The sequence below is a fragment of the Helicobacter sp. 13S00401-1 genome (assembly GCF_002272925.1).
In the GTDB taxonomy this organism is placed as follows: domain Bacteria; phylum Campylobacterota; class Campylobacteria; order Campylobacterales; family Helicobacteraceae; genus Helicobacter_I.
Map to the genome: position 1 here is coordinate 37,392 of NZ_MLAR01000010.1, position 25,153 is coordinate 62,544.

Below are 25,153 nucleotides of genomic sequence, written 5' to 3' on the forward strand. Positions count from 1 at the left end.
ATGTATAGTGTAGTTAGTTTTTCACATAAAAATACAAGCATAGAGTTGCGTGAGCTTTTAAGTATGAATGAAGATGAACAAAGTCTACTTTTAAATAGGCTTTATAACATCGAAGGCATAAAAGAAGTAGTAGTACTTTCAACTTGCAATAGACTTGAAGTTTACATCTGTGCTGATACAGAAGGGTCTGTGCTTTGTGATGAGATCTTACTTGAGATAGCAAATATAAAACATGTTGATATAAACATGCTTAAGTCTATAGTTAATCTTTTCACTAAACTTGATGCAGTACACCATACTTTTTGTGTAGCTAGCTCGCTTGATAGCTTAGTGCTTGGTGAAACCCAAATTAGCGGGCAGTTAAAAAGTGCTTATAAACTAGCTTATGATAGAGGATTTTGTGCTAAAGAGATAACTAGACTTATGCACTTTGCTTTTAGATGCGCGGCTAATGTTAGAAACTCAACTCAAATCTCTAAAAATCCAGTCTCCATAGCATCAATTGCCGTAAGTAGCGCACTAGATTCTTTAAAAGATGGCTCTTTAGGTGGAAGTAAAGTTTTAGTCTTAGGCATAGGTGAGATGGGGACTTTAAGTATAAAGCATCTTAGCCGCCATGACTTTGATATAACCCTAACTAACCGCACTAAGTCTAAAGCCCTAGACTTTATAGCCAACTTTAATAGAAATATAAGATTCCTAGACTTTGAAGATGCAATCAAAAGTATAAATAACTACGATGTGATATTTAGCGCCCTTGCTGGCGGACAGTTTATAACTTGTAAAAACATCATCAAAAAAGACACCAAACGCATATGGTATGACCTCTCACTCCCTAGAAATATAGAAGAGTGCACTACAGATCCTAACTTAGAAATAGTCTCCATTGATGACTTAAGTCAAAAGGCTAAAGATCATATCTTGGGACGTCAAAATAACGCGCGCGCTGGCATGGCCATAGTTGGTCAAAGTGTTTTAGAGTTCTCTCAGTGGGTAGAAAGACTAGATATTGAACCTTTAATAAAAGTCATGCGCGAAAAAGCAAAAGCCAGCATACATAACAAACTTACTAAGGCTATCAAAAAAGGCTACATCCCTAGTGAGCTAACATCAAATGTAGAAAAACTCTTAGAAAGCGTTATGAATGAGTTCTTACACCTTCCAACTATTAGACTAAAACAACTTGCTAATACTGAGCAAGCAGATTCTGTATTAGAATCTATAGGCAACATCTTTGCTAATACTGAAAACTTTATGCTCAATCGTTATAAGTGTGAGTACGATACAACAGAGGCCAAAGGCTAAACATACAAAGGATAGAAAATGCACTTTAATGAAATCTTTGCTTTTACCACTAAAGAAGTTCCAAAAGACGCCACGCTTTTAAGCCAACAGTATTTACTAAGGGCTTGCTTTGTACAACAAATAGGCAGTGGAATCTATAACTTTTTACCACTAGGAAAAAGAGTGGTTGATAAGATAGAAGCCATAGTAAAAGAAGAAATGGATAAAGCTGGGGCCCTAGAAGTAAGTATGGGCTTTTTAACTCCAGCTACTTTATGGCAAGAAAGCGGAAGGTATGATTTTTACGGGGAAGAGTTAGCTGTCTTTAAAGATAGAAAAGATTCTGAATACGTACTAGGGCCTACTTTTGAAGAGTGCGTTACAAGCATCGCTAAGGCTTATATAAGAAGCTATAAACAACTTCCACTAAACCTTTATCAAATCAATCTTAAGTTTAGAGATGAACTTCGTCCTCGTTTTGGCTTGCTTAGGGCGCGCGAGTTTATCATGAAAGATGCCTATAGTTTTCATAGCAACAAAGAAGACTTAGGACGAGAGTTTTTAAACATGCAAGAAGCTTATAGGAGAATCTTCACTAGACTTGGGCTTGATTTTAGGATAGTTGATGCTGATAGTGGGGCAATAGGCGGCAGTGGAAGTAAAGAGTTTATGGCACTAGCTAACTCAGGAGAAGATACTGTAGTAGTTTGTGATAACTGTGATTACGCAAGTAATATAGAAGCAGCAAGGCGTGCCTTTAAAGAAGCCCCAAGTGTGCCACCTCATGCTAGCAGCTATCACAAGTTTCACACGCCTAATACTAACACCATACAAGCAGTAGCAGACTTTTTTAAGATAGACCCCTACTTTTGCATAAAAGCTTTAATCTATAAGGTTAATCTAAATGATGGAAGCAGCGATATAGCTATCTTTTTCATGCGCGGGCTTGATAACCTAGAAGAAACTAAAGCCCTTAATGCCTTAAGAAGATTAGATTCTAGAGTGCTAAGTATAGAAGTAGCAAGCTTAAAGTTTTTAGAAAGCTATAACCTAGTGGCTGGCTTTTGTGGGCCTATATCTATAAAGCATCTTACTAATTCAAACTTTATAGTATTTGATGCTGAGTTAGAAAACGCAAGTGACTTAGTCGCTGGAGCTAATGAAAAAGATCACCACTATGTTGGAATCGATTTAAGCGAGTTTAGCGGGGTTACCTATGATGACTTAGTGCTAGTTCAAGCTGGCGATAAGTGTCCAAAGTGTGGTGGAACTTTAGAGTATAAAAAAGGCATAGAAGTAGGTCATATCTTTAAGCTTGGCAGCAAATACTCAGCCCCACTAAATGCTAACTTTTTAGATGAAAATGGCAAAAGTGCAATCTTAGAGATGGGCTGTTATGGTATAGGCGTTACAAGATTGCTAAGTGTTATCTTAGAGCAAAAAGGCGATGATAAAGGCTGTGTGTGGGGCAACTTAGCACCTTTTAAGCTTGATATCATCATCTCTAATATTAAAAATGAAGAAGAACTTCAAAGAGGCATAGAGATTTACTCTATGGCAAAGTCTTTAGGCATAGAAACAGTACTAGATAATAGAAATGAAAGATATGGCGTTAAGATTAGCGACTTTGAACTTATAGGCTTTACTTACGCCCTTGTTGTAGGTAAAAACTTAGCTGAAAACAAAGTAGAGCTTATAACAAGAGAAGGTTTGATAAAAGAGCTTTTAGACTTAGATGAAGTTGAAAGCTTCTTAAAAAGGATAGTTTGATGAAACTAAAACTTGGCACAAGAGATAGCATCCTAGCCCTTTGGCAGGCTAACTTCATAAAAGATATTTTAGAATCCAAAAATATAGAAGTAGAGCTAAAGCCTATAAAAACTAAGGGCGATAAGATATTAGATACACCCTTGCATAAAATCGGCGGTAAGGGTCTTTTTACTAAAGAGCTTGAAAATGCACTTTTAAGTGGAGAGATAGACTTTGCTGTGCACTCTTTAAAAGATGTGCCAGTTGAGATTCCAAGTGGACTAAGCCTAGTTGCTATCACTAAGAGGGAAGATGATAGCGATAGTCTTTTAAGCTTTAAGTATAAAGATATAGCCTCTTTACCTCAAAATGCCAAAGTTGGCACGACATCTTTAAGACGCACGACCCAGTTAAAACTAATGCGCAAAGATATAGATTCTATCTCTCTTAGAGGCAACGTGCAAACACGCTTAAGAAAGCTTGAAAGTGGCGAGTTTGACGCCATAATCCTTGCAAGTGCCGCGCTTAATAGACTTGAACTTAGAGAAAAGATACCTTTTATCACTAGACTTGATTTTATCCCAGCGATGGGACAAGGCGCACTAGGGATTGAGTGTAGGAGTGAAGATTCTAAGATTAAGCCTATAGATTCTAAGATCTATGAAGTCTTACAAAGCTTAGAAGATATAGATACTGCCCTTTGTTGCTCTTTAGAAAGAAGCTTTATAAAAGGGCTAAATGGCGGCTGCCAAGTGCCTATAGGTGTTCATGTAAGCTTGCATAATCCTAGCAATCTACTTCATTTTAAAGCTATCATGAGTGACTTAGAGTGTAAAAAAGTTATCAAAAAAGAACTTAGTTTTGAAAGAAAAGATAGTTTAAAAAGTATAGATTCCATAGTTAACTACTTTATAGAAAATGGCGCTAAAGAGATTTTAGAAGCTATAGCTAAAAGTTTAGATTAAAACTCTTTTTTATATATAAAATCTCTTGTTATGTGCTAGTTCTAACACATAACAAAAGATAAAAAGCTAAAAGCTTAGAGTTTAAAACCTTCTTAATAAAAAAACGTGCCTACCACACATAGGTATAACCAGCTGTATAAGATACAGTAGAACGAACTATAGTTCCAGTAATATAATAAACTGGGATCTTCACTCCTAGACTAATAATGCTATGTCCAAAGTCGTATTGAAAGCCTAAATTAAAAGGGATATAAACGTTAGCAGTAATACTAGATGAAGTGCTAGATGAAGGAGTAGATGAATTATCGCTTACTTCAGTTTGAGTGCTAGATGTATTTTCAGGCATAAAAGCTGCCACACGGTTCATTTGATCCTTTATTTGTTTATCTTGTTCTTTAAGAGATTGCAAAGTAGTTTCATCTCTATTTGATGGATTAGATTCTATATCTCTTATTTTATCTTCTATCTCTCCTTCCTTAGCACCTAGTTCTTGAAGTTTAGTTGTTGTCTCATACACTTGTTGACTACTAACATAATTAGGACCAGGACTAAAACTACTACTACTAAAACTATGACTAATGCTTCCACTACTAGTGCCTTGTCCACCAAAAACTGCTTCTACAGCTACACCACTTCCTACATAAAATCCTAAGCCTCTAAAAAAGTTATAGTAGTAGTCTATATTAAAAGCAAGTAAGTTATCTAAAATACCACTTGAATAAAAAAAGTTATAACTAGCGTAGAATCTAAGTCCCATATCATACCTAAAAGCCTTTTGATAGCCTAAACGCAAACCTCCACCAGGACCACCACCACTAATACCTAAATTAATCCCAAGCAAAAAGCCACTGTTCCCCTTTTTCTTAGCCTTACTAGTATTAGTATCATTTGTATCATCTCCACTAGGGCCAACTCTTTCTACTACATTTGCTACCCTAGCTCCTTGTGCTTGATGACATATAAGCTCTCCTGATCCATCACTAGTAGGTTTACATATTAAGTTACCAGTTGTTGTTTCATCAGCATTTGCTATATTGCTAGCTCCAAGTATTGCAATTAATGCTATTACACTTGCTACTACACCTTTTTTCATCATTTTTCCTTGATAGTTTTTTGTTTTTATAAAAAGTTAATGTAAGGACAACATTATGTCTTTTTTTTTTTTTTGTAAATAAGATTAGGCTGTTTCCGTGCTAAGGCGTTGCAAAATCTAAGTGTTTAGATTCCATAAAGAAAAAAAATTATTACTTTTTTAAATGGTAGCTATCTATGTACAATGAAGTTTTTAATAATTATATTTTTTTAAGGCCTGTGGCATTCTCGCTTTGTTTCGTGCTGCAAAAATCGTGAGAAAAGGAAGCTAGACAGTGCGAGCGCACGATTTTTCAAGGAAACTTCGTTTTCAAGGAAGCTTCATTTTCGAGGAAACTTTGTTTTCAGGGAAGCTTACGCTTTGCTAGAAACAGAAATAAGCCAAGGCTCTCCCCTTATTTGCCGAAAAAGGCTTTCTTAAAAGAAAGTCCTAGTTGCTTATAGCACCTAGGACTAGTTTCAAAGAAGCTTACGCCTTCGCAGGTTTTGTGGGAGTTAAGGAGGGGTGAAACCCCTTTTTTTTTGTTAGAAAAACATATACATAAGAAAAAGTAGAAAAAGAAAGTGTTGGAATGAATAGCCAGTCAATAGTGTAAAGAGAATGTAACTGCCTATATAAAACTATGGCTATATGTAAAGATTACTCAACTTTTAGTAGTGAGAATCTAAAAAATCCTACTAAAAAGCTTTTATGAGAGAAAAAGGCTATATAAATAAACTTATACTTTACTTTTTAAGCAAATGTAACTTAAAGTGAGAATCTAATCTATTCATAATTAGCATAATAATAAAGCTATAGTTCCCATTTTTAATGATATTTAAGAAGTTAAAATTTAAATACAAAAGAAGATAAATATTTAATAAATACCATTGACTTCAAAGAAAGTTAGTACTAGAATACCTCCGATTACTAAGAATGATTATCAAAAATAATATTAGAAGGAGTCACATGAAAACAGTCGCCTTTATAAAAGGTTCGGTGCTATCTTTAGCACTTTTTAGTACCCTAGCCTACTGTGCAGATGCCAGCACCACAAGCCAAGCAACCACCATAAAGCGTCCCATGGTTATGCTAGATGGCTATGTTGGCACCTTCTCAAAGTTTGGTTTTAACAACCAATCAGTTAATGACGCAACCGGACAATACCCTACAGAATCTTATACATCTTTGATAACTCAACTTGACTTAAACATAGATCCAAGCGATAAGCTAGGACTACATGACTCCTCTTTAGTTTTTGATATAGGGGCCACTTTAGGTGGACTGGCTTATGACTCAACAAAAACAGCTACTGATTCTGGGTTAGTTTTTGGTGAGATAGGTATATGGCCTGGTTTTGATGGAACAGGCGTTGCCACTGGTAATAACACAAGAAACTTTTTAATCCATAATGCCTATGTAGCATTTACTAGTAAGTACTTTGACTTTCAAGGTGGGCGTTATGAATCTAGTACAGATTACCTAAGTGGATATACTCAAGGCTTTGATACTAACGTGCACTATAACTTTGGGAAAAATCAAGCAAGCCAAATAAAAGCTTGGGTGCAAGCCTCATGGGCACGTGCACAAGCTTATAGTAACGGGCTTAATGACTACTTCTCAGCAACTGGTGGTTGGCAGCGCTTTTCTCCAACTAGCAGGGTTGCAAGAAGTAGAGTTTTAAACCCAGATGGTAGTGGCTATAACTTACTAGGCTACTATCAAGCAGGGCTTGATGTGCTTTTATCAAGTGCAGATGGAAACAACAGCATAATGTTTCGTCCTTTCACAGTCTTTACTCCTTTAGACTTTACAGCAGTAGGTGGGAAGATAGTAGGAACTTATGCCTGGGGTGATTTTACATCTAATACTACTCTTGAAGGTTATGGGGTTCATATAGATGATGAAGAGTGGAACTCAGCAGGTGAGGATGAAAACTTAGAGCTAATAAATGGTACGCGCTATAACCTAGGGCAAGCTGTAAAACAAAACACTTACAATCTTTCTTTAATCCAAACTTTTACTTATAAAAACTATGACTTTGGTCTTGGGCTTTATAAAAACTTCGGCCATGCTAACGCCTTTGTAGGAACTATAGGTAATAGCACTATAAACTCTATCATAGACGTTTATCCAAGCACTATATATGAAGTAGGACCTTCACAGTCTGCCATACTTGGAAGTAACGCCTTTACTAGTTATATATGGGTTGGTAGCGATGAAGATGTAGGTATAGGAACGTTTACTTGGCACTTATTAGGAAGATATACAAACTCAACTAAAAGTAATGAAAACGCTATAGCCTTAGAGTTATATCAACAGTTTAAAACCTTTGGTGTAGGTTTTACAGCACAGTGGTTGCAAGTACATACTAATCAAGGCTTTAAAGTAGGTCAAGTTTCTAGGGCAGATGTAGCAGATAACTTTGCTGCTAGGACTGATGATAGAAGCCATATATACTTCTATATAGACTATAAGTTCTCAACTGGTATAGTTAACTTCTCTACTAAATCTTATAAAAAACTATAGTTTTAAACTTTCAAACAAAAGCTTACAAGGCTAAATCTTAGCTAGTAAGCCTTTCATCTAGCAATAAAGGTAGTCTTTCAAAAGGAAGGGCTAAAATATTAACCCCTTTTAACTCATAAGACATAGTAATAGCTACTGCAACTTTTGAGTTAAGTAGGCTTATCTTTTTTAGCCTTTTTTCTAAGATGTCTCCACTAGCAAAAGGAAGGCATAAAAAGCAAAACTTAGTACTTTCAAAAGTGCCTTGTTTTGAAGCTACTAGCTCAAAACCAAGTGCTATAAGCTCTAAAAAAACCATGTTTTCAAAAGACTGCATAAAAGTTGAAAGCCCTAAAGACACACCTAAACTAAAGTCGTAAAAATAAAGCCTATTAGTCTTTGTAAAGATGATGCTGTGGCTTTCTAGTTTATGGAGTAAAAGATAGATTCTATCTTTTGATATCTTCATGCTAAGGCGTAACTTTTTATATAAAAAGTTAAAGCTTACCTTGCAAGACTGCCACTCTAAAAGATGTAAAAATATATCTAAGTCTTCACCCAAGGCTAGTTTTAAACTTTGTAACTTTAGATTTAAGCGCTTAGATTCACTAACGTCATAAAGGCTAGGGTTGTTGCCATGTTTGATGAAGTTTGGGAGATTACAGTCATGTTTTGCTTTTAAAGTAGCGTAGTCAAAACTAAAAGTTTTTATAGCTTTATAGTCTTTTAACTCTATAAACTCTTTTGTTATCACAATTGCATTTTTTAAACCAGCTAGCAAAAAAAACTCATCTTTAAAGTTATCAAATATATAAATATCATAGCTATCAATAAAGTCTTTATCTAAAGAAGTAGTTTTTTCTACCTGTACTTCTACACTTCTTCCTTGCTTTAAATCTTTTTTAGTTTTTGAAGTTTTAGTTTGCGAGCTTTTGTATTCATTCTTATCTAAAGCATCATAAAGGAGTTTTTCTTGCTTTGAAGTTTTTATAAAGCTAAGGTCTACATAAAAACTGCTTTTATATCTTGAAGCTAACTCTCTAGCAAGTGTAGTTTTAGCACTTAAGGGTGGCCCATAGATAAGAACTAACATTAAGGAGAGCTAAATAAGGCCTTAGCTAGTAACTCCAAAGGATGGGCAAACTTAGTTTTTATGTCATTTCTATATAGTGCATTATCTATCTGCATCCTGCACGCACTACACTCTGCACTTACGTAATCAGCATTAGTAGCTTTTATAAGCTTAGCTTTATTATCCCCAACCTTTATAGCTAAACCATACTTTTCACTCTGCAAAGTAACCCCGCCAAAACCACAACAAGTATCACTTCCTTCCATCTCTACTACTGGATAGTTTTGAAGCAAGTTTCTAGGCTCTTTATAAACTTTTAGTACTTTTTTAGCATGGCATGGGTCATGGTAGGTTACTGTAGTGTTAGATATCTTTTTAGTTTTAAGTATGGAATCTAAGTTAGTAAAGTCATGAAGCCACTTTGAAGCAAGGTAAGTTTTAGATGTTATCTTTTTTAAAGATTCTATAAGGGCTTTGTTATCAGTGCCATTTACTTCAGTATCAAGATTTAAAGCATGCTCCCAGTCTGTTATCACTTGGGCTGCACAAGTGGCTTCTGGGATTAAAAAAGCATCTACTTTATCTACAAACTCACCTAAATACTTAACATTAAACCTTATAGACTTAACAGTAGTTTTTAAGTCTCCACTAAAGTAAGCTGGCGCGCTACAACAAGCTTGCTTCTTAGGTATGGCAACATCTATACCCAAAAACTGCAGTATATCAACTAGGCTTTTACCAACTCCTGTGTAGTTGTAGTTTGCAAGACAGCCTATAAATATGGCAACTTTGTTGTGTTTTAAAGTAGTATGTTTAAAATCTGTAGTAGTCTTTGCTTTTATCTCAGCTGGATAGCTTTGTAAAAAACTTTTTTTGTTTAGAGGAAACATAACTCTATCTTTAAAGCCTTTAAATGAGAATCTTAAAATAGACTTATCGCCATCTTTTTTAAAAGCACAAAAGCTAAAACTAGCCCCTAGTGAAAACACTATATTTAGGATAGGTCTTTTTGAAAGCAAGAAAAAAGCTGCCCTCTTATAAAAAGGTATGCCATAAATCTTAGCTATATCAACCCTAGCCTTAGTTATAACTACATCCACTGGTAGGCTCATAGGACACACACTCACACAAGTAGTGCATAAAAAGCAAGATTCAACAGCATTTTTAAGATTTAAGTCCATAGCAAGTTTTCCATCAGCATAGGCTCTAACTAAGTCAAGATAGCCTCTAGGGCTTGTAGTCTCATCTTGATTTATAGAGTGGATAGTACAAGTTGGCACGCACTTTCCGCACTTAACACAAGAGTTGCTTGTTTTTGTAAGTATGCTTTCTATCTTACTATGCTCATGACTGCTCATATCGTTTTACTAAACTTCCTTTCTATGTTTTTAACTAAAAAAGTATCAAAAACCATGGCTATATTTCTTATCAAAAAACCACCTGTTGGACTAACTACTATCTTAGAATCTTCTATCTTTAAAAGGTCATCTTTTTCATAATCTTCTAAGGCTTTAAGTTCACTTGCAAAATGGCTTTTAAAGTCTATACCAAACTCTTTATTTACTACTTCAAAGTCTACTACTAAGTTGTTCATTAAAGACATAATAACTGCTTTTCTAAGCATATCTTCTTCACTTAGTAAAATTCCTATGCTTACTGGTAACACTCCTTTATCTATAGCCTCTTCATAACTTTTCATATCTTTATAGTTTTGAGTATAGTAGTCAGCACCCTCACCTATAGAAGTTATCCCTATGCCTATAGTTTGACTAAAGCCCTTAGTTGTATAGCCTTGAAAGTTGCGCCTTAACTCACCTTTTTCTTTAGCAAGATAAAGCTCATCACTTTTTTTAGCAAAGTGATCCATCCCTATCATCTCATAGCCACTATTTTCTAGTAAGTTAATGCACTCTTTTAATATCTCTAGCTTTACACTAGGCAAAGGTAAAGCGCTCTCATCTATCTTTCTCATACTTTTTTTAACCCATGGAACATGGGCGTAGTTAAAAATAGCTAGTCTATCTGGACTTAAGCTAAGTACTTTTTGTAAGGTTTCTTGAAAGCTTCTTAGGCTTTGAAAAGGAAGACCATAGATAAGATCAAAGTTTATGGAGTTTATGCCGTACTTTCTGGCTAGATTCATACTATCTTTTACTAGTTCTAAACTTTGGATTCTATTAACTGCGGTTTGTACTGCGCTATCAAAGTCTTGAACACCAAAAGAGATTCTATTAAACCCCCCTTCTTTTAAAACCCTCATCTGCTTTTCATCAAAGTGCCTTGGATCTATCTCACAACTTATCTCTGCCTTGGAAGAAAAGTTAGTAAAAGTGCCTTTAATTAGATCTATAACTTCTTTTAGCTGGTCTGCATTAAAAAACGTAGGTGTGCCACCACCAAAGTGAAACTGCACTACCTCACGGCTTGTATCAAGCTTAGGTTTTAATAAGTCTAGCTCTTTTTTTAGGTAGCTTATATATCTATCTTTTTTATCTTCTTTACTAGTATAAATTACATTACACCCACAAAAGTAGCATGCTGACTTACAAAATGGTAGATGCACATAGATAGAAAGCGGTAGTGTAGGCTTAGCAAGGTCTGAGCGCTTTAAGCAGTCTTCAAGCGTGCTTGCATTAAAGCTGGCATTAAACTCATTAGCAGTTGGATAGCTTGTGTATCTAGGTCCTGGCTTAGAATGCGTAGCAAGCTTACTAAAGTCTATTTTGTCTAAAGATTTACTCATTATTAATCACCCTCTTTTATAAAATTTTTCACTTATAAAATCTTACTTACATCAAAAAATAAGTTAGGATAGTTAGTCTTTATCCGCTTTGCTATATGTTCAGTGTTTATGTTTCTTAAAGTCTCATCTTGAGAGCGTAACTTTTCTAGCTCCTCTAAACCAACAGCCAAAGCATCTTCTAAATCAAGTGGCATAAGATTTAAGATATCTTTTTGAAGCATTAACACAAGTTTTTCTTCATGCTGAGACTTTAAAGATTCTAAAAGTGTATTTAAAGCTGTTTCTGGTAGCACTACAAACTCACTAGGAGCTGTATTTTTACTAGCCTGGTTCATCTTTATAAACCAAGCCTCTTCTTCTTGAAAGCTTCCTTGCTTAAACTCTAAGTTTATATGAGTGTCATCTACGCGAGTAGCTATAGCTATATTACTTGCATCTTGAAGGCTTCTTATTAATTCTTTTTTTGCGGACGATTTAGCCATGCCATGACTCCTTTTTGGACATGCAAGCGGTTATGCGCTTCATCTATGATTTTAGACTTAGGGCCATCTATAACATTAGTAGAAACTTCTAACTCTCTATAAGCTGGTAAACAGTGAAGAAAGATAGAATCTTTATCAGAAAGTGCCATTAAAGCCTCATCTACCATGTAGCCTTTAAAAGCTTTTAGTCTTTCTTCTTTTTCAGCTTCTTGTCCCATGGACACCCAAGAATCTGTAGTTACTACATTAGCATCTTTTATGGCTTCTTTTGGATCTTCCATTATGTTTATAATGGCTCCTGAACTTTTAGCATTTTCTAAGGCGATATTTACAAACTTTTCTTGAGGTTTATAGCCCTTAGGCGAAGCGATATTTAGCCTTAAGCCAAGCTTTGAAGCAAGCATAAGCCAAGAGTTTGCCATATTGTTCCCATCGCCTATATAAGCAACTAGTGGATTAGCACACTTACTTTCCATGTTTAATATAGGGTGAGGTTTAAAGATACCATTTTCCATCATAGTTAGATAGTCAGCTAAAACTTGCATAGGATGGTAGTCTTGAGAGAGACCATTTATAACGCTTACGCTTGAGTACTTTGCAAACTCTTCTAAGCGAGTGTGCTCGTGTGTTCTTATAACTATCATATCAACCATAGAACTTATAACCGCTGAGCTATCTTTTATGATCTCTCCACGTCCAAGCTGTAAGTCAGAGTTAGACAAAAAGATGCCAAGGCCTCCTAATTGATAGATTCCTGATTGAAAACTAACACGCGTTCTAGTTGAGCTTTTTTCAAAGATCATAGCTAGAATCTTTCCTTGAAGCTCAGGAGTAGCTATACCTTCAGCTTGCTTAGCTTTTAGATCTAGGGCATATTTTAAGATATCTAATATCTCATCTTGACTATAGTCATTAATGGTCAGGAAATGTCGCATTACACACCTTGTATGTGGTTTAATAAAATGGTCTATTGTAGCGAAAATGAAAACTTGTGATGTTTACAAGAAACATTTTAAAAAGATTTTTATATAAGTTGGGGGCAGACTAAGAACTTTTAGCACACAAACTAAGTCTTACTAGCTAGTCTTCTAAAAGCCACTTAGCAACATTGTTACTACTTCCTTCTTTTAGATAGTCTTTTAAAAGTCTAACTCCATTAAAATATCTTTCATAGTTAAAATCTTCTATCTTTTTTAAGATATTAGGTGCATTAAAACCAAACTGCACTATCTCATCATGCAAAGTGCTTACTCCACGTCCTGGCTTTTCACCTAAAAGTGCTTGATAGAAGATATTAGCAAGCCCAGCATATTTAATATTAACCAAGCTTCTAATGATGAAGTAATCAAGCCACTTAGTCTTGTAAACTAGTAAAAATGGAATCTGCATAAGCGCACACTCTAAAGTTGCCGTACCAGAGCAAACTACACAAAAACTTGCCTCTTTTAAAGCCTCTTGTGTGTTATAAAAAAGATTAAAACTAGAGATGTCTCCATAAATAGATTCTAAGTTAGTGTCTTTAAACTTAGAAGGCAAAACTAAACGAAGTGATGTTTTAGAATCTTTTTTTACCAAAGCACTAGCTACTTCTCTAAAAACTCCCATATGGGCTTTTATCTCTGACTTTCTAGAACCTGGCATGAAAACTATTACTTTAGATTCTAAGTTAGCAAAGCTTGTCTTTGAGTTGTACTCTTTTATATCAAGTAAAGGATGCCCTACAAAACGTGCCTTTGGTGAGTAGTCATAAAAGCTGCCTTCAAAAGGCAAGATGTAAGCTAGCTTAGTGAAGTTAGACAAAAGCTCTTTAGATCTCCAAGGCTTCCACGCCCAAAGTTGTGGGAGGATGTAGTACATGATGTTTGCGTTAGGGTTAAAGCTTAGGATCTTTTTTGCTAGTCGCATGTGAAAAGATGAGCTATCAAGCATTAGGATTTTGTCGCATTTTAAAGCTTCCTTTGCTAGTACATTCATAGCGTGCTTTAAAAACTTTAAGCGCTTAAAAACATCGCTAAAGCCCATGATAGAAAACTCACTTACTTTGAAAAGACTAGTACCTAGGTCACTATCACAAACTCCTATAAACTCTACACTACTATCTAGCTTTAAAAGTTCTGATTTTAGATTCCTTAGATGCAAGTTAGAACTTGGCTCTAAAGCACTTACAAAAATCTTCACTTTTTACTCTCCCTTGCCTTTTTTATCTTATAAATCTAAAGCCTACACCTACTCTGTTAACTATGAAGTTATACTCATATAAACTATCCATATAACCATAGTAGTACTGGAAGTATAGCCCTACTCTATCATTAAGCTTAAAAGTATAGGCAAGTTGGAAAGAGCCTATATAGTTTGCCTTTTTTGCGCCTAGCCCTATGATGCTTGCTTCAAAGATATTGCGATTATTCCTATAAGCTATATCTAAGCGTCCATAACCTAAGTAGTCATAAAGATCTGGGTTAGTGCGTCTTTGCATAAGTGGCGCCCACCCTTTTAGCTGCACTCTTAAGTTGTCATTATGCCAAACTGCGTGAAAGACTGCCCTATTAGAACTTTTTGAAGCTGAACCTATAACATCTGGACCTGTTGGAGGAGGATCCCTAAAGGGTCTATTAAAGTCTATAACCTCACCACCTTGAGTTCTATAACCTTTTCCTTCGCCATTAGATAAGTGGGTGAGTGAAACACCAACATCTGATAAGGCCCCACCTAAAAACTTTACATCAAGAGGATAGTTATACATAAGCTCTGGCTGAAAGTCTATATCTCTAATAGGCGCGCTATACTGGAAGTTGTAAAACTGGAAGAAGAACTTTTGAGTGTAGTTAAAGTATAAGGCCCCACCTGTCCATAAAAAGTTTCTAACAAGAGCTACTTTAAAGCTTAGTTGAATCTTAGCTTCATTTTGTTGTAAGTACCTAGCATACTGAGGTAAAAAGTTATAGTAAAAAGGCATGATATAGTTACCATTTAGCTCTTCTATAGAGATAGATCCTATAGTAAAGATGGTATGTTTTTCCTTGCTGTTTACATACTCTCTATACTTGCTTGGCACCTTAGAATCTTTTACATCTTTACTTTGAGATTTTAAAACTTCACTAGGTGCGCTTAAGTTAGGAGAATCTAAAGCAGGAGTAGCTATAGACTGGTTAAGTAAGGCAGGATTAGCTAGGGTTGGGATTAGAGTTGGAGTAGATTCTATGTTGGGGCTTTGAATGTTGTTTGTGGCTTTATCTATAGGAGTGCTTTCTTTAGAAGGAGCATTGTTCTGCCGGAAAATTGAGCTAGGGTCTTTAAAAAACTGCCTAAGTTTGGAAGGTTTTTTAACTTCTTCTTTGCTAGAAGCACTACTAGATTTAGCAGTAACTTCTGCTTTATAATTTTTCATATCTTCTAATGCTTGATTATCAAAAGAATCCGCCGCCAGAAACGTGCATAAACTTAAACAAAGCACAGCTGCCTTATACATTTAGTCCCTTTTTCTAAAAGTAGTAAACAATATAATCTAAAAGCAAAAATAATTAGTGTCTCTAAGTGCAAAGTTAAGACAAACGTAACCATAAAGCTTAACCAAAACCTAATCTTAGTATATAAATAATCACACTTCTTTCATTTAGTTGTATTTTCCTTTATTTTCTTAGTAAAATAAGGGCTAACAAAACCAAAGACTTAAACACCATATCAACAAATATCAAGGAAATATAATGACCACCAAAATGAAACTAGTTGTACTAATTATAGTATACATACTGGGCATAGTACTCGTCTCTTTTTTCAGCATGAAAGCCCTAAGAGACATAAATATAAGAGCTAATCTTGCCTATACAGATCAAGTAGTTCCTTATCTTCACTTGCAAAAAGTAAGTGAGACTTACTCTGTTGCTATCATAGATACTATAGTAAAAGGAACCATAGGTCTTATAGATCCAACCCAAACTTCTAACACTGTAAACAATCTTGAAAGCTCCATAAACAAAGACTGGAATAGCTACTATGTAACCATAAGCAATACAGAAGAAAAAAGCCTAGCTGATAAGATAACTAAAGATATCAGAGATGCTAACTTACAAATAAACACCATGCTAACTAACAAACTAGACTTAAAAAACAACATCTCTAAACTTGATACTAGTGATATAGCTGAACTTTATGAGATAACAGAAACTATAAATCAAGACTTTAAAAACCTACTAAGCAAAAAAGTGACTGAGTATGTTGCCTACACAAATCAAAATAACGCACAATATGAGTTTAGTTTTATAGCTAATATCATCTTTGCCATCATAGTTATAATCATCCTTATAGTTATACTCTTATTTATGTTTAGAAGCATAGTTGTAAAGATCGCACAAATCCAAGAAGGAATCGTAAACTTTTTTAAATTCATCAACTTTGAAATTAAAGATCATAAAGCTATAAACATAAAGTCAAAAGATGAGTTTGGCAACATGGCAAGGCTTATAAATAGTAATATAGAGCGAACTGCTAAAGCCTTAGAAGATGATAGGTTACTAGTTGAAGAAGGGCTTGATGTAGTTAAATACACTGCTGAAGTTAAAAAAGCTGATAGAACCATACAAAGATCTTCAAACAATCCTCAGCTAATGAAGCTAAAAGAGGCGATTAATGATCTAATCATCATACTAAGAAATGGTGTTGGTAATGACTTAAACCAACTCTTAGGTGTATTTGATGCTTATAAAAATCTAGACTTTAGTAAAAGGGTGCCTAACGCAACTGGTGCTGTAGAAACTTATACTAATGGTGTAGGTGATGAGATAGCTAATATGCTAAAAACTCAGCTCCAAGTGGCTAATAATCTTTTCAAAGAATGTGAGTCACTTCAAACTTCTATTACTAACTTATCTCAAAGTTCTAATGCACAAGCTAGCTCTTTAGAACAATCTGCTACTGCTATAGAAGAAATAACTCAGTCTATGCAAAATGTATCTAATAAGACTAATGAAGTAATATCTCAATCTGAAGATATTAAAAGTGTTACTGTTATTATTAAAGACATAGCAGATCAAATAAATCTCTTAGCTCTTAATGCAGCTATAGAAGCAGCACGTGCAGGAGAACATGGAAGAGGCTTTGCAGTAGTAGCAGATGAAGTAAGAAAACTAGCAGAAAGAACTCAAAAGTCTTTAGGAGAAATAGAATCTAATACTAATATCTTAGTTCAATCAATTAATGATATGGCTGAATCTATAAAAGAACAAGCTAATGGTATAACTCAAATAAATGATGCTATATCTTTATTAGAACAATCTACTCAAGGTAATGTAAATATAGCTGATGATGCTACTAAGATATCTAGTAATGTAACTCATATAGCTCAAGATATCTTAGATAACGTGCATAAGAAAAAATTCTAAGTCTTTATAAGCAAAAAGATAACAGTGGCAAGAAAGGTGAAAAAAGATAGCTTTAGTAAATTAGTAGCTATAGCTATCTTTACTCCTAGCCTACTTTTTAGTGCTAGTGAGTCTAGAGACTTAAAGCCTCTAGACTTTGAGGCTTTATTCCAATCTAGCTCATCAAAAGATTTCTATGCAGAAAAGCTAAATAAGACTAATTTACAAGCTACAACTCAGCCTACTTCCCCTAACCTCCAAGACTTAAAAGATGAAAGTAAAAATTTAACTCTTAATAAAACTGCTTTTAGACTACCGCTAATACAAAGCATAGTGGATAAAAAAGTAAAGATTGAAGGTAGGTGGTATGGGATAGATTCTAATCTTGTAAGTAAAACTCATCCTTATAAGATAGATTCCATAAATAAAAACTCTATAGTTATATCTTACATAGACCCTTTAACTAACAAACCTCTAACATCAAGCATATCTATCTACACACAAAGGAAGGACTTTGAGTAATCTAAGTGATGAAGTATACATGCAACTAGCTTTAAATAAGGCTTGGGAGTATCAAACACTAACACTACCTAATCCAAGTGTGGGCGCTTTAGTACTAAAAGATGGCGAGATATTAAGCATAGAAGCCCATAAAAAAGCAAACTTCCCCCACGCTGAAGTTAACGCCCTAAAAACTGCTTACTTTAAACTTACAAAAGATGAAAGTATCCTAAAACTTAGCTCCTCTCAAAGCATACATGAGTTTTTACTTAGTCATCATAAAGGTGTTTTTAAAGATGCTAGCATCTATGTTACCTTAGAGCCTTGTAATCACTATGGCAAAACTCCACCTTGTGCTAACTTGCTAAATGCTCTAGGCCTTAAAAAAGTAGTCATAGGCACTAAAGATACTAATAAGATAGCAAGTGGAGGCATGGATACTTTACAAAACATAGAAGTTAAAACTGGCATCTTAGAATCTAAGTGCTTAGATCTAATAAAACCCTTTTTAACTTTGAAAAATACCGAAAAGTTCACCCTTTTTAAGCTAGCAAGCCGCATGGATGGAAGCTATAAAGATGGCAGAGTTAGTAACGTCTACACTCACAGTTTTACTCACAATCAAAGAAGCATAGCAAAAAGCATCATCATCTCAGGAGAAACTCTAAGAAAAGATAAGCCTAGCCTTGATACTAGAAAGGCAGATAGTTTTTATAAAAGCACCCTTCCTAAAATCCAGATTCTAAGCACCAAGCCAGATACACTTAATCTAACCCCTTATAAGGATAGAGAGATAAAAGTAGTAGATGAAGTACAAAAACTAGACCTAGTAGGTTTTAATGTCATAGAAGGTGGCTACCATCTACTAGATACTCTAAAAGATAGAATCGATATGCTGTTAGTTTTTATAGACCCAAGCTTTCAAACTAAAAGCATGAGTGAGTACAAACATCTAAATGCAAACTTTACTATCTTGCACTCAAATCTAACTGATAATAATCTAATAACCTGGCTAGTATAAAATGCAACTTTATCAAGCAAGTGAAGGCTACTGTTATAATAGCGATACGTTATTTCTTTGGGACTTTGCAAAAGACTTTTTAAAAAAAGATATGCAAGTTTTAGATATAGGCAGTGGAGTTGGGACGCTAGGCTTGCTTTTAGCAAAGGAAAAAAGTATAAGGCTAACCCAAGTTGAAAAACTTGTACTTTACGCTAAGTTAAATATAAAAAATGCTGAGGTAAACAACATAGAATCAAGTATTATCAATAAAGACTTTTTAGACTATGAAACTACACTAAAGTTTGACTTAATAGTCTCAAACCCACCCTTTTATCATCCAAACGCCATAGAATCTAAAAACGACTTATTAAAACACGCAAGGCATGCAAGCTCACTTCCATTAGATAAGCTTTTTACTAAGGCTAAAAGGCTACTAAAGCCTAGTGGTTTTTTCTTACTAAGCTATGGGAGTAATCAACTAAGTGAAGTCTTAAAACAAGCCTTTGCTAATAAACTAAATGTAGAAAAGCTAAGATTTATCCACCCTCGCTTAAACGCAGAATCTAAAACATTTCTCTGTGCTTTAAGGCTAAACTCAAAAAGCAGCCTAAGCGTACTAAGCCCGCTAATAACTCATATAGGAAAAAACCAGCTAGAAAACTCACAAGAAGTAAGTACTATATATAAAAATGCCAACACCTATAGCATTAAAGTAAGCCAAAGAGATATAGACCTATGAAACTTAAAAACATCCTTTTTTCAACCAAACTACACGTCATTATTATCTTTATACTAATAGTAGTCTTACTCTACTTTTTGCAGATAAAAATCATAGGTCTTGAAAACGAAAAGATAAGATTCCAAAACTTAAGCATAGTAAGCGCCCTTCAGTATGAAACTAAGCAAACAGATTCTTTAAGTCTTAAAAAGATATGGGAGCTTAAAAAAACTCTTAACAAAGATGAGATAAACACTCTAACTCAAGGCTTAAAAGCTAAAGGCTTTAGTATCTTAGATAAGATTCCAACTGATGCACTAATCCTTAAAGGCACACAAAATACAGTAGTGCAAGTTTATAAGACACAAAACACTCAAGGCGTTGTGATTAATAATCAAATAGTAGCAAGCAAGCCTTTAAGCTTAATGGGAGATAGGATTAATCTAGCCTTAATTGGGATTATAGCCCTCTCTTTAATCTTACTCTTTATCGTCTTTAACACCTTTAAGTCCTTAAAAGATTTAGTAAGCATAGGAGAAAGGATAGCAAATGGTGAAAACTATAAAAACACGCACAAAAACGAACTAAAAGGTGTAATAGATTCTATAAGCACTGCTTATGCACAAGCCCTAACTAAACTCAAATGGAAAGAATTACTACTTAGAAACATAGGTCATGAGATAAGAGCGCCCATGACTAAGATGAAACTACTAGTTGCCCTAGAGTGGGATAAAAGCACACTAGCCAAACTGCAAATCTACATTAAGCAAATGCAACATATCTTAGAAAACACCCTAGAGTTTGAAAGGCTAAGCTATAAAAAGCCCTACTTAGAAAAAAAAGAGTTTTTAAGTGAGACACTGCTTTTTGAAGCACTAAACAACTTTATAGATGAAGAGAAGTTTATAGAGTTAGACGTGCAAGCTTCTTATCCTATAAAAGGAGACTTACATCTTTTGTGTGTGGCTTTAAGCAACCTTATACAAAACGCACTTAAGTACTCAAAAACTGGCTTTATAAAAATAGAGCTAAGACAAACTTGTATACTTATAAAAAATGAAGGTAATCCACTAAGTAAGGATATAAGCTACTACTTAGAGCCTTTTTATAGGGATAAAAAACATCAAAGTTTAGAAGGATATGGGCTAGGTCTTTTTATAGTGAAAGAGATTTTACTATTGCATGGGGCTAGTTTGGAGTATAGTTACAAAGATGGAATGCATGGCTTCAGGATAGCGTTTGCAAACACGGAAGATGCTAGTTAAAGGTTAAAAAGGTGATATTTTTTAGAATACTTGCTTTAATGTTTTTTCTTGGTCTATCAACTGCTGGCTTTGGCGCAGATGCTGCCCCCAGGATAGTAGACCCAGTCTTACCAACTGTTAATTTAAGCCTAACTTCACCCAAAACACCAACACAGTTAGTTACTACGCTAAATATAGTCTTAATCATAACGCTTTTAATACTAGCTCCTTCTTTAGTGCTTATGATGACATCTTTTACACGTATAGTTATAGTTTTAGCCTTCTTAAGAACTGCACTTGGAACGCAGCAAAGCCCGCCCACGCAGATTCTAGTAAGTCTTGCTATGATACTTACTTTTTTTATCATGGAGCCAGTTGTAAAAGACTCCTACACCACAGGCATAAAGCCTTACATGGCTAGCCAGATAGGCTATGAAGAAGCTTTTAGTAAAAGTATAAAACCTTTTAAAAAGTTTATGATAGAAAACACTAGGCAAAGTGACCTAGCACTCTTTTATAGGATAAGAGGTATAACTCCACCAGAAGTTAGCGCACTTAACACTAAAGAAGAGGTTGAAAAAGTAGTAGATAAAATTGACTTAAGTATAGCCTTGCCAGCATTTATGATAAGTGAGCTTAAGACTGCTTTTCAGATAGGCTTTCTTATCTACTTGCCATTTTTGGTCATAGATATGGTTATAAGTTCAATTTTAATGGCCATGGGGATGATGATGCTTCCGCCAGTTATGATATCTCTACCTTTTAAAATTCTAATTTTTGTGCTTGTGGATGGATTTAACCTATTAGTATGGAATTTAGTTAAGAGTTTCCATTATTTCTAATAAAAAGTGGCATAATGTTACGCTTTATGCCCTTTTAGTTACTTTTTTATAATTATTTGCACTCAAAATCCCCATAGTAATGAGGCTTTAAGTTTATATTAGATACCTTATACATGTGACATAAGTCATAATTTTTATTGGAGAGCATTAATGAAAAGTATTTATATTGGAAACCTATCTTACGGAGTCAACGAACAACAAATTATGGAGCTTTTTTCTCAGTATGGAGAAGTAGCATCTATAAAATTAGTAAATGATAAAGAAACTGGTCGTTTTAAAGGATACGGATTTATAGAGATGAATGATGAAAATGCACTAAATGCAATTTCAGATCTAGATAAAACTCAGTATCTTGGCAGAACAGTTAAAGTAAGTGAAGCAAAAAGCAGAAAAAACGCTTAAACTTAAAAGATAAAAGCGGGACTTAATTAATAATTTTTATTTGTAATTTTAGACTTTTTAACAGAAGATTCTAAGATTAGAAACTTAAGCTAGATATATATAAATTATATATATTTACATATCGTATTTTAGAGCCCTATTATTGGACTTTAAAATACCTAAAGATAAAAAAGCACAATGTTTACACACAATTATATGCTTAGCTTTTGTAGAGATAAACGATTTTGAGATTTTTACCCCTTATGAAAACCCAGCATAAAATATAGACTTTTTTATATTTTATGCATTACTCACTAGTTATAAACTTTAAAGTAACCCCTCTAACACTTACCCTACAAGCAACTTATAGAATCTAACCATTAAGCGCTTTTAAGATGAATCTTTTTGTACTATTTGGACTTAGGTGAGCATAACGCATGGTCATAGTTATATTGCTATGGTCAAGGCCAGCTTGTATGACTTGTAAAGGTACTCCTTTTATAGCAAGATGACTTGCAAAAGTATGTCTTAGTGTGTGAAGTACTACCTTTTCATCTAGATTATTTAGATTTTGATTAAAAAGCAAATTTAGTATCTTTGATAAATTAAGCTGCATAGTCTGATAAGATACTTTAAATATTAGCTCTTTTTCCCCTAAGCCTTGTAAATACGCTTTTAAAAGCATCAAACACTCTTTATCAAGATAGCCCTTATAGCTCCTATTTATCTTGTAGTTAAAAAGATTTATAGTCTCTTCTTTTAAGTTTATATCCTCTTTTTTAATAGTAAGTATGGTCCTAAGTCGTCCGCCTGTGCTTAAAGACAAGCACACAAAGAGGTATAAAGCTTTAGCATGGATGTGTTTTAAGCTTAAAATATAAGCCTTTAATCGCCTAACTTCACTAAAGCTTAGGTATCTAATCCTGCTTTTTGAAGCCCTGTGTCTTTTTATAGCAAGATAGGAGCTATTTTTGATTCCATAAAACTCATCTGCTAATTTAAATATAGAGGCTACTACACCCAAATAAGCATTAATAGTATGCGCTTTTCTTTCTTTTAAGCAAGTAGTCATAAAGCCTTGTATGTCAAGTGGAGATATATCTAATATCTTGGAGTTTGAAAAGTAGCTTTCTAGTTTTTTTGTAATTGTCATATAACCTTTAAGTGAGCCAGCAGACCATCTCTTCACATTAACTTCTACATACTTTAAGGACACTTCTTTAAAGGTTATATCTTCATATCCACTAGTTTTAAAGCCTTCTTTAGTCCTATCTTTTCTAGCATTTTCTAAGATATGCTTAAAGGCTAGAGCCTTTTTAGCACTCATGCCCTCAGATTGTTTGCCAGCTACCTTGTCTACTACTTTTTTATTTTGTAAGTATCTAACTACAAAGCTGATATCATTTTTTAAAGTCTTAGTATAAACGCCTGCGTACTTTGTCCTTGTAAGTCTTTCATGCATATTATTACCTTAACATTCTTTGCTTTTTCTGTTCTTTACATAAAACACAATAAAACACACAAAAACGAAAAAGTCTTAAAAATAAATGAAAATATACAAAGAGTAAAGATAAATAAAATATTATAGTTTTAATAAATATATCCATATAAATATGATATTTAGCTTATTTAGGCAAGCTAAGTATCACAAAAAGTTAATAAAATATATACTTATAAGTATATAAAAAGCATATATTTTGATTATGTAGATATATATAATTTATTTAAAGCTTTACTCTATTAAAAAAGCATTTTTGAGTTGCCTTAAAAATACTTAATGTAATTTTTATGCACAGTAGTTTAAAGATCGCTTTAATCCTAATCTTCTATAAATTTTTAAACACCACGTGTAAAAAACTACACTAAAGTCTAAAAATCTTGCTTTATCTCTAATAAAGAATCTATATTTTTATATCCAAGTTCTAGCCTATGGCTAGCATCTTTATCTTTTGACCTCACAGTCTTATCTTGTATAAGATAAAGGCTTTTTATCCCAGCATTAAACCCAGCTTCCATATCACTTAGCCTATCACCTATCATGACTGACTTACTTAGATCTAAGTTTAAATCCCTTTTAGCCCTTAGTAGCATACCTGCATTTGGCTTTCTATGTATACTATTTAAAAAAGGACAAAAATAGATTTGATCCATCTCAAAACCAAGTTTTGCTTTTAAGCTTCTTTGCATATAAGCACTAAGAGTTAAAAAATCTTGTACGTTATAAAAACCTCTTTCAATACCTGATTGATTAGTAACGACAACTAGCTTATATTTACGCGCTTTAAAAAATCTAGCTATATCAAAAAAGTCTTCTAAAAAATGGAAATCTTCTATCTTATAAGTGTAGTTAGTGTCTATATTTATAACACCATCCCTATCAAAAAATACCGCCTTTTGCCCATCCTCTTGCCTTTTTAGACTTTGTTGCATCCTTGCCCCTTACTTTGCTTTCTTACTATTGTACCACTCCTTATCTTCCCCCTATCCTACCTTTATCTTTAAGTTTTGGTATGACAATCTAGATTCTATAAGTAATTTAAAGCTTTATAAAACATTTAAAGCTTATTAGTAGCTTTAGAGTTTATTAACTACCTTTATCTTCAGCCATAGAATCTATTTTTAATAAATTTAGTTTATTTTTTCTTTGGATTCTTTAAAAAAGGAGGAGGTCCCTCCCCCCTCCTAATCAATCTCTCCCCTCACACCTTCTTCCTATTAGCATCACTCATTATCTCATCTGCTATATGAGTTACATTACTAGATATCTTAGTAGCATCATCAGCTATATTTACATTACCTTGAGTAGATTGTTCTAATAAAGATATAGCATCATTTATTTGAGTTATACCATTAGCTTGTTCTTTTATAGATTCAGCCATATCATTAATAGATTGAACTAAGATATTAGTATTAGATTCTATTTCTCCTAAAGACTTTTGAGTTCTTTCTGCTAGTTTTCTTACTTCATCTGCTACTACTGCAAAGCCTCTTCCATGTTCTCCTGCACGTGCAGCTTCTATAGCTGCATTAAGAGCTAAGAGATTTATTTGATCTGCTATGTCTTTAATAATAACAGTAACACTTTTAATATCTTCAGATTGAGAGATTACTTCATTAGTCTTATTAGATACATTTTGCATAGACTGAGTTATTTCTTCTATAGCAGTAGCAGATTGTTCTAAAGAGCTAGCTTGTGCATTAGAACTTTGAGATAAGTTAGTAATAGAAGTAT

The 25,153-nt window shown here is 34.1% G+C and carries 22 protein-coding genes; 11 read left to right on the plus strand and 11 right to left on the minus strand.

Annotated features, from left to right (window positions below; all coding sequences use genetic code 11):
• From hemA to hemC, 3 genes are read left to right on the plus strand one after another with little or no spacing between them, the layout of a single operon-like run.
• Positions 1–1,305, plus strand: coding sequence for a glutamyl-tRNA reductase (gene hemA / locus BKH43_RS06145; RefSeq protein WP_095229679.1), 1,305 nt, complete (start codon positions 1–3; stop codon positions 1,303–1,305).
• An 18-nt stretch (positions 1,306–1,323) separates the two neighbouring features.
• The gene (locus BKH43_RS06150) at positions 1,324–3,054 is read left to right on the plus strand and encodes a proline--tRNA ligase (protein ID WP_095229680.1); all 1,731 of its coding nucleotides are present in this window, start codon (positions 1,324–1,326) and stop codon (positions 3,052–3,054) included.
• Positions 3,051–3,998: a hydroxymethylbilane synthase gene (gene hemC, locus BKH43_RS06155; RefSeq protein WP_095229682.1), complete on the plus strand. Its 948-nt coding sequence runs from the start codon at positions 3,051–3,053 to the stop codon at positions 3,996–3,998. Before BKH43_RS06150 ends, hemC begins: the two co-directional genes overlap by 4 nt.
• 109 nt (positions 3,999–4,107) lie before the next feature.
• On the opposite strand, the gene BKH43_RS06160 is transcribed toward hemC, so the two are convergent.
• Positions 4,108–5,091 carry a YdcH family protein gene (locus tag BKH43_RS06160; RefSeq protein WP_095229684.1) on the minus strand — a complete coding sequence of 328 codons (984 nt, stop codon included), beginning with the start codon at positions 5,089–5,091 and terminating at the stop codon, positions 4,108–4,110.
• 948 nt (positions 5,092–6,039) lie between these two features.
• Between BKH43_RS06160 and BKH43_RS06165 the strand changes: the two genes are divergently transcribed.
• Complete coding sequence (locus BKH43_RS06165) at positions 6,040–7,599, plus strand: outer membrane family protein (protein WP_172402335.1); 1,560 nt, start codon at positions 6,040–6,042, stop codon at positions 7,597–7,599.
• A gap of 37 nt (positions 7,600–7,636) precedes the next feature.
• Here BKH43_RS06165 and BKH43_RS06170 read toward each other — a convergent pair whose 3' ends face one another.
• From BKH43_RS06170 to BKH43_RS06200, 7 genes are all read right to left on the minus strand, one after another.
• The gene (locus tag BKH43_RS06170) at positions 7,637–8,671 is read right to left on the minus strand and encodes a hypothetical protein (RefSeq protein WP_095229688.1); all 1,035 of its coding nucleotides are present in this window, start codon (positions 8,669–8,671) and stop codon (positions 7,637–7,639) included.
• The gene (locus BKH43_RS06175) at positions 8,671–10,008 is read right to left on the minus strand and encodes a (Fe-S)-binding protein (protein WP_095229690.1); all 1,338 of its coding nucleotides are present in this window, start codon (positions 10,006–10,008) and stop codon (positions 8,671–8,673) included. Before BKH43_RS06175 ends, BKH43_RS06170 begins: the two co-directional genes overlap by 1 nt.
• The gene (gene hemN, locus BKH43_RS06180) at positions 10,005–11,393 is read right to left on the minus strand and encodes an oxygen-independent coproporphyrinogen III oxidase (protein WP_095229692.1); all 1,389 of its coding nucleotides are present in this window, start codon (positions 11,391–11,393) and stop codon (positions 10,005–10,007) included. The genes BKH43_RS06175 and hemN overlap by 4 nt, the downstream gene beginning before the upstream one ends.
• Positions 11,394–11,425: 32 nt before the next feature.
• On the minus strand, positions 11,426–11,875 hold the full coding sequence (locus tag BKH43_RS06185; protein WP_095229696.1) for a DUF2603 domain-containing protein: 450 nt from the start codon (positions 11,873–11,875) through the stop codon (positions 11,426–11,428).
• Complete coding sequence (gene argF / locus BKH43_RS06190) at positions 11,845–12,810, minus strand: ornithine carbamoyltransferase (RefSeq protein ID WP_095229698.1); 966 nt, start codon at positions 12,808–12,810, stop codon at positions 11,845–11,847. Before argF ends, BKH43_RS06185 begins: the two co-directional genes overlap by 31 nt.
• Positions 12,811–12,955: 145 nt before the next feature.
• Positions 12,956–14,053, minus strand: a complete 1,098-nt coding sequence (lpxB, locus tag BKH43_RS06195) for a lipid-A-disaccharide synthase (protein WP_095229700.1) — start codon at positions 14,051–14,053, stop codon at positions 12,956–12,958.
• A gap of 22 nt (positions 14,054–14,075) precedes the next feature.
• Positions 14,076–15,344, minus strand: coding sequence for a phospholipase A (locus tag BKH43_RS06200; RefSeq protein ID WP_095229702.1), 1,269 nt, complete (start codon positions 15,342–15,344; stop codon positions 14,076–14,078).
• Between the two features lie 235 nt (positions 15,345–15,579).
• On the opposite strand from BKH43_RS06200, the gene BKH43_RS06205 reads away from it, so the two are divergent.
• From BKH43_RS06205 to BKH43_RS06235, 7 genes are all read left to right on the plus strand, one after another.
• Positions 15,580–17,253: a methyl-accepting chemotaxis protein gene (locus BKH43_RS06205; protein WP_095229704.1), complete on the plus strand. Its 1,674-nt coding sequence runs from the start codon at positions 15,580–15,582 to the stop codon at positions 17,251–17,253.
• Positions 17,254–17,277: 24 nt separating this feature from the next.
• Entirely contained in the window at positions 17,278–17,754 is a 477-nt protein-coding gene (locus BKH43_RS06210; protein WP_095229706.1) for a hypothetical protein, read from the plus strand.
• Positions 17,747–18,754 carry a bifunctional diaminohydroxyphosphoribosylaminopyrimidine deaminase/5-amino-6-(5-phosphoribosylamino)uracil reductase RibD gene (ribD, locus tag BKH43_RS06215; RefSeq protein ID WP_095229708.1) on the plus strand — a complete coding sequence of 336 codons (1,008 nt, stop codon included), beginning with the start codon at positions 17,747–17,749 and terminating at the stop codon, positions 18,752–18,754. The genes BKH43_RS06210 and ribD overlap by 8 nt, the downstream gene beginning before the upstream one ends.
• Before the next feature lies 1 nt (position 18,755).
• Positions 18,756–19,475: a methyltransferase gene (locus BKH43_RS06220; protein ID WP_095229710.1), complete on the plus strand. Its 720-nt coding sequence runs from the start codon at positions 18,756–18,758 to the stop codon at positions 19,473–19,475.
• Positions 19,472–20,719: a HAMP domain-containing sensor histidine kinase gene (locus BKH43_RS06225; RefSeq protein ID WP_095229712.1), complete on the plus strand. Its 1,248-nt coding sequence runs from the start codon at positions 19,472–19,474 to the stop codon at positions 20,717–20,719. The genes BKH43_RS06220 and BKH43_RS06225 overlap by 4 nt, the downstream gene beginning before the upstream one ends.
• Before the next feature lie 38 nt (positions 20,720–20,757).
• The gene (gene fliP / locus BKH43_RS06230) at positions 20,758–21,540 is read left to right on the plus strand and encodes a flagellar type III secretion system pore protein FliP (protein ID WP_095229728.1); all 783 of its coding nucleotides are present in this window, start codon (positions 20,758–20,760) and stop codon (positions 21,538–21,540) included.
• Positions 21,541–21,690: 150 nt separating this feature from the next.
• Positions 21,691–21,942 (plus strand): RNA-binding protein, encoded by a 252-nt coding sequence (locus BKH43_RS06235; protein ID WP_095229714.1) that lies wholly within the window; start codon positions 21,691–21,693, stop codon positions 21,940–21,942.
• 352 nt (positions 21,943–22,294) lie between these two features.
• Here BKH43_RS06235 and BKH43_RS06240 read toward each other — a convergent pair whose 3' ends face one another.
• From BKH43_RS06240 to BKH43_RS06250, 3 genes are all read right to left on the minus strand, one after another.
• Positions 22,295–23,383 carry a site-specific integrase gene (locus BKH43_RS06240; RefSeq protein ID WP_095229716.1) on the minus strand — a complete coding sequence of 363 codons (1,089 nt, stop codon included), beginning with the start codon at positions 23,381–23,383 and terminating at the stop codon, positions 22,295–22,297.
• Positions 23,384–23,790: 407 nt separating this feature from the next.
• Positions 23,791–24,351: an HAD family hydrolase gene (locus BKH43_RS06245; protein ID WP_095229718.1), complete on the minus strand. Its 561-nt coding sequence runs from the start codon at positions 24,349–24,351 to the stop codon at positions 23,791–23,793.
• Positions 24,352–24,620: 269 nt separating this feature from the next.
• The coding region (locus BKH43_RS06250; RefSeq protein ID WP_253248038.1) for a methyl-accepting chemotaxis protein at positions 24,621–25,153 on the minus strand (533 nt) is incomplete at its 5' end.

What these genes read in the sequence shown, in the direction of transcription:
- hemA (WP_095229679.1), top strand. Translation starts at nt 1, where the DNA reads ATGTATAGTGTAGTTAGTTTTTCACATAAAAATACAAGCATAGAGTTG.
- BKH43_RS06150 (WP_095229680.1), top strand. Translation starts at nt 1,324, where the DNA reads ATGCACTTTAATGAAATCTTTGCTTTTACCACTAAAGAAGTTCCAAAA.
- BKH43_RS06160 (WP_095229684.1), bottom strand. Translation starts at nt 5,091, where the DNA reads ATGAAAAAAGGTGTAGTAGCAAGTGTAATAGCATTAATTGCAATACTT.
- BKH43_RS06165 (WP_172402335.1), top strand. Translation starts at nt 6,040, where the DNA reads ATGAAAACAGTCGCCTTTATAAAAGGTTCGGTGCTATCTTTAGCACTT.
- BKH43_RS06170 (WP_095229688.1), bottom strand. Translation starts at nt 8,671, where the DNA reads ATGTTAGTTCTTATCTATGGGCCACCCTTAAGTGCTAAAACTACACTT.
- BKH43_RS06175 (WP_095229690.1), bottom strand. Translation starts at nt 10,008, where the DNA reads ATGAGCAGTCATGAGCATAGTAAGATAGAAAGCATACTTACAAAAACA.
- hemN (WP_095229692.1), bottom strand. Translation starts at nt 11,393, where the DNA reads ATGAGTAAATCTTTAGACAAAATAGACTTTAGTAAGCTTGCTACGCAT.
- BKH43_RS06185 (WP_095229696.1), bottom strand. Translation starts at nt 11,875, where the DNA reads ATGGCTAAATCGTCCGCAAAAAAAGAATTAATAAGAAGCCTTCAAGAT.
- argF (WP_095229698.1), bottom strand. Translation starts at nt 12,810, where the DNA reads ATGCGACATTTCCTGACCATTAATGACTATAGTCAAGATGAGATATTA.
- BKH43_RS06200 (WP_095229702.1), bottom strand. Translation starts at nt 15,344, where the DNA reads ATGTATAAGGCAGCTGTGCTTTGTTTAAGTTTATGCACGTTTCTGGCG.
- BKH43_RS06205 (WP_095229704.1), top strand. Translation starts at nt 15,580, where the DNA reads ATGACCACCAAAATGAAACTAGTTGTACTAATTATAGTATACATACTG.
- BKH43_RS06220 (WP_095229710.1), top strand. Translation starts at nt 18,756, where the DNA reads ATGCAACTTTATCAAGCAAGTGAAGGCTACTGTTATAATAGCGATACG.
- BKH43_RS06225 (WP_095229712.1), top strand. Translation starts at nt 19,472, where the DNA reads ATGAAACTTAAAAACATCCTTTTTTCAACCAAACTACACGTCATTATT.
- fliP (WP_095229728.1), top strand. Translation starts at nt 20,758, where the DNA reads ATGTTTTTTCTTGGTCTATCAACTGCTGGCTTTGGCGCAGATGCTGCC.
- BKH43_RS06235 (WP_095229714.1), top strand. Translation starts at nt 21,691, where the DNA reads ATGAAAAGTATTTATATTGGAAACCTATCTTACGGAGTCAACGAACAA.
- BKH43_RS06240 (WP_095229716.1), bottom strand. Translation starts at nt 23,383, where the DNA reads ATGCATGAAAGACTTACAAGGACAAAGTACGCAGGCGTTTATACTAAG.
- BKH43_RS06245 (WP_095229718.1), bottom strand. Translation starts at nt 24,351, where the DNA reads ATGCAACAAAGTCTAAAAAGGCAAGAGGATGGGCAAAAGGCGGTATTT.